At 36.2% G+C, this 4,594-nt stretch carries 7 protein-coding genes; 6 read left to right on the forward strand and 1 reads right to left on the reverse strand.

The window, feature by feature from the left end:
• Positions 1-177: 177 nt before the first annotated feature.
• Positions 178-798, reverse strand: coding sequence for a LysE family translocator (locus ETR37_RS17495; RefSeq protein WP_011231210.1), 621 nt, complete (start codon positions 796-798; stop codon positions 178-180).
• A gap of 387 nt (positions 799-1,185) precedes the next feature.
• Here ETR37_RS17495 and ETR37_RS17500 point away from each other — a divergent pair, with 387 nt between their 5' ends.
• The 6 genes from ETR37_RS17500 to ETR37_RS17525 all read left to right on the forward strand — a co-directional run bounded on the left by ETR37_RS17500 (position 1,186) and on the right by ETR37_RS17525 (position 4,383).
• On the forward strand, positions 1,186-1,893 hold the full coding sequence (locus ETR37_RS17500) for an SAM-dependent methyltransferase (RefSeq protein ID WP_081133384.1): 708 nt from the start codon (positions 1,186-1,188) through the stop codon (positions 1,891-1,893).
• Between the two features lie 374 nt (positions 1,894-2,267).
• On the forward strand, positions 2,268-2,450 hold the full coding sequence (locus tag ETR37_RS17505) for a hypothetical protein (RefSeq protein WP_240673918.1): 183 nt from the start codon (positions 2,268-2,270) through the stop codon (positions 2,448-2,450).
• A 441-nt stretch (positions 2,451-2,891) separates the two neighbouring features.
• Positions 2,892-3,215, forward strand: a complete 324-nt coding sequence (locus ETR37_RS17510) for a hypothetical protein (RefSeq protein WP_240673917.1) — start codon at positions 2,892-2,894, stop codon at positions 3,213-3,215.
• A gap of 86 nt (positions 3,216-3,301) precedes the next feature.
• Positions 3,302-3,547 carry a hypothetical protein gene (locus ETR37_RS17515; RefSeq protein WP_020755374.1) on the forward strand — a complete coding sequence of 82 codons (246 nt, stop codon included), beginning with the start codon at positions 3,302-3,304 and terminating at the stop codon, positions 3,545-3,547.
• A 29-nt stretch (positions 3,548-3,576) separates the two neighbouring features.
• Positions 3,577-3,999, forward strand: coding sequence for an NUDIX hydrolase (locus tag ETR37_RS17520; RefSeq protein ID WP_060789005.1), 423 nt, complete (start codon positions 3,577-3,579; stop codon positions 3,997-3,999).
• A gap of 192 nt (positions 4,000-4,191) precedes the next feature.
• Positions 4,192-4,383 carry a hypothetical protein gene (locus tag ETR37_RS17525; protein WP_020755372.1) on the forward strand — a complete coding sequence of 64 codons (192 nt, stop codon included), beginning with the start codon at positions 4,192-4,194 and terminating at the stop codon, positions 4,381-4,383.
• Positions 4,384-4,594 lie beyond the last annotated feature (211 nt).

Consider the following 4,594-nt stretch of genomic DNA (forward strand, 5'->3'; position numbering starts at 1 on the left):
ACCATTAAGTATAACGTCCTATTGAGCTGTTTGCGCCTACTCTTCATTATGGAAAGAAAAGGGGGATTTTCATGCCCGGGAGGAGAGCAAAAATTGCTCATGGAACTTTTCTGTGGTCTAAAAATCAACATTGAAATTGAATAGAGACATTTATTAAAAGATAACACTCTAACGATTTCACTTTTCACTAAACGCAATCTGTATACCAATCAGCCCTAATAACAAACCTTTTACAATGTTCATTCGCTTCGCTATGAACGAATTGGTAAGCAGGACATGGCGCAGTTTCTCTGAAAACACGCTGACAGCGATAAAAATCACTAAAGCCTGAACCAGAAAAATAATCCCCAAAATAAACATCTGCAACGTAATGTGTCCCATCGATTTATTCACAAATTGAGGCAACAATGCCAAAAAGAACAAAGATACTTTTGGATTAAGCAGATTCATGAGAATTCCTTTTTTATACAATGATAGATACTTTAAAGGCTTGTTGTTAAAAGCAAAGCCTGTTTCTTTTTCCTTGAATGATTGCCATGATAAATACAACAAATACGCCGCACCCGTATATTTTATGACGGTAAAAGCCAGAGCGGATTGATAAATGATGGTGGAAATCCCAAGCGTTGCAGCCGTGATATGTACAATAAGGCCTGAACAAAGTCCCAGTGCCGTGGCGATTCCCGCTTTTTTGTTCTGTGAAATGCTTTGAGCAATCACAAACAAAATATCTGGTCCGGGCATTAACGTCAGCAATATCGCCACTCCTAAAAAAGACATGGTTAGTGCAAAATCCATTTACAACACCTCTCTTGGATGGAATGGACACCATTTTTGCTTCCTTTTCCTTCATTTGTCTTCCTGATTTATTTCGAGGGAAACCGCTTCATTCCTTCTTAATGGGCGATAAAAAATATAAATTGGTGTTTATCGGAATTAAACATCGCTATCAAGCATGCATAGGCGCATCCGCATTTGTTAACATGTGAGGGGCAATTTCTCCTTCTTTAAAGGTTCTGTTGAGGAATGATGTTGATTTTCTTGTTAATCTATGGTGAAGATCGTTTGGTATAACACAAGATTAATGTTTTTAATCAAAGAGCCATTTTATGTGTGCTAAATTATGTATATTTGGTATATTATTTATAGAGCTTGGTTCAGATTAGTTAAGAAAGGTGAGTGAAGATGAGTAAAGTTGAGTCAGTTAACAAGTGGGATTTAAATCGCATTGTCTTTATTGGTAGGACTTGGGATGAATACATGCGAATGTTTGGCCTTACCAAAGAAGATTTAGTGGGGCGTAAGATTCTTGATTGCCCTGCTGGGGCATGTTCCTTTACGGCAGTATCCAATCAACTTGGAATGGATGTTACAGCATGTGATATTGCTTATTATCTTCCTATTAAACAATTAGAGCAAAAAGGTTTACAAGATATTGAAACCACCATGTCTAACATGGAAAGGGCTGATATTCAAAAAAATTTTTTGTGGGATTATTTTAAATCAGTTGATGAGTTAAAACAGATAAGAACACAAGCAATGAATCAATGTATCTCAGACATGAAACGGAATAAGAATCGTTATATTCCTGCCGTTTTACCGACCTTACCGTTTGATGATAAGCAGTTTGACTTGACACTTTCAGCAAATTTTCTATTTCTTTATGAAGATAAACTGGACTATGAATTTCATTTACAGACTATAAAAGAACTTATGCGTGTAACCAAAGATGAAATAAGGATTTTTCCTACAACTAACTTTGCTTGTGAGAGATATAAATACTTGGATGAACTAATCCGTGATATACGCAATTTAGGATGGATTACAGAAGAAATTAAAGTTCCTTATGAATTTCAAAAGAACACCAATACTATGTTAAAAATTATGAGGTGAAAATAACTAAAAGGGGGTGTCCTGAAAGGGATTGCTTTTGGGACACCCTCAGTTTTAATACTTTACAAAATCAACATTAAACATTGACAGAGACACTCATGCTAATTTTTTGGTACAACGATGCATTAAAATAAGCTGTTTCGTCCATACTATCAGGTTCATATCTTTGTATACCGTTTATTTTCAGGGTAGCCTTTCATTAAGAAAGAAACTCCCAGCAATCCTGAAAAGACCCACTAGGGGTTTCTTTTGTATATCCAAGTCTCAGCGAAATTTCATTGTTTATTTTTGACACCGATTGAGTATAAAGGTGATCCATATTATGTTTTTGTCAAATTTCAGCAGGAATGGGCGTAGCTCTTGTACCCGCTTCGATGCAATATGTATTCAAAAATAAAGTTGTTTATCGTGACATTCAGAATAATCCATTTACCACTACGATGGCCCTTGCTTGGAAAAGTGACAATCTATCACCAACTGTACATGCGTTTATTGATCTAATGAAAAAATCTGTCATTCCACTCTTTAACCAGCATGATTGGAATGATCTCTTTTAGGTCAAGCAAACCGTTAAATGTGGGGGACACCAGCATGAGTAAAGCGAGAACTCATTGGTGAACCATACAGAGTTTGAGTTCCATTTTAAGTCCAAATAATTGTATAAACATGAAAAGACTGATCTGGCATCAAAAATTTCAAAGAGGACAAATATAATTTCTATCTTTAGCTCAGTAAGTGCCTATATAATTCCTAGAAGAGAGTTAAATAATGTAGAGGAACAAGAACTTATCTTAAATCAAAGTTAACACACATTGAGAAAGAAACAGTAAGGTAAAAAAGAATTGATACTTCTGCCACAAAAGGAATCAAAAAGAGACATCATTCTTAATATTTTCATTCTTCTGATGGTTCCGTATAGATGCGGCATGGTTGTCTCTCATGGAAGAACGAATGAACTTCCATCATCTGTAGTGCCGCGAAATGCAGCATGGGTGGCTATGATTCAAAAAGTTATTATCAACAAAAAGGTGGGGGTAATAGTGTTAGACAAGAAAAAAGTAGGAAATATATTAGGTGTCACGTCTTTGTTTCCTGTAATCATAAGTATCATTATTTTCTATGTTGAAAGAGGTCCAGATGCTGATGTTTATTTCGTGATCGCAATTTATGGCATCTTATCAATTATTGGTATTTTATTCGCTGTGTTCTCGTGGTTGATGACGAAACGTTTCTTTCTGCCAATTATCAGCTTGATAGGAAATGGAGCGGTTTTGGCCATTGCTTTTCTTTTGCTATTGGCAATGGGGATTAGTGAACCATAAAAAAATATTCTTATTCAAAGATTCTGCCCGTAGTTGCAATCTTTCTTTTTCTCCTGTAAATACACAAAAGTAGGTGGCATATAAAAATGGAAATGAGTAAGTTTATACTTCTTGGCGATATATTGATTATGAAAGTAAAGATTGATGGCGTTGATTATACATTTAGCATTAGGTGGAAAGCACCGAAGAAACCTTATGATGAAACTTGGGAACTTGTATCATATGCGAAAAATTCGACTGGTGAAAAAGATTTAAGTGAAGAACAAATTAAGAAGTTTATGGATACAGTTAATCCTAAAATGAATTGGAATATAGCAGATTTTCAAAAGTAAACTTCTTGAACTAACGGGTGTAATGAAAAATGCTCATCTACAGTGAAATGGTTGTAGTTTTGAAAGGGTTTATTTTACACGAAGGAAAAGTATTAATTGTACAACGCGCTAATGATGACGAAGTGGGCGGCGGAACGTGGGAGTTAGTCGGAGGGCAAATATACTTTGGAGAAGATTTAGAAGCGGCGCTGTTGCGAGAAATCCAAGAAGAAGTTGGATTGGATGTGACGGTGGAGCGGATTTTATATGCGACGACGTTTCAAACGCACGCAACGCAGCAAGTCGTCATTCTTACATACTTATGCAAAAGCGATCATCATGAAGTTGTTCTTTCGGAAGAGCATATCGATTATTGCTGGTCGACTAAAGAGAGAGTGCGTGAACTGCTGCCTCCGGCCATTCTTCACGACTTTGAAAGAAATGACGTGTTTTCGTTGGAAGAATGGGTATAGAGTAGAGATGGAAGATAGCTAAATGAGTTCAGTTCATGCCGAGTAAGATCCGCGGACCGCGCTATCCAAACAAGATGGTTTGACGGATTGATAAAAGATCAGGTGCTTTTTATCGGGTCACAATCTCAACTTCCAACACACAAACCATATCTACCAATTGCTTAATAAAATATTAATCGGGAGCTGATTCAGATGAGGGCATCACAGGAATTTATAAAGAAATTAGAAGAATTGTATCAAATCTATGAGAATGAGGTAAAAGAAAAATGGAAAGAAGGTCTGTTAGCTGATGACACGGCAAAGACATATCTGTGTCATTCGAGAAACTTTGTAAAATGGTGCCGAAATGAATTTGTTCCAGGTGGAAGAAACGAAAAGAAATAGTTGCAGTCACCATTGAAGTTGAAAAAGATTTCATTGCATCTGATGATGAACAATTTGATGAATATGTAAAATGGGAAGCTTCAGTTAATACAAGCTAAATTAGTATCTGCATATATCTCTATAAAATTTAGGTGAATCGTAATCTGATGTTAGATAACGAATATACGTTTCCGTGAAAATCCCCACCACTTGGTGAGTGCGGTATACGCTC

Origin of the sequence: Geobacillus sp. PK12 (assembly GCF_004123125.1) — a bacterium.
Lineage (GTDB): Bacteria > Bacillota > Bacilli > Bacillales > Anoxybacillaceae > Geobacillus > Geobacillus zalihae.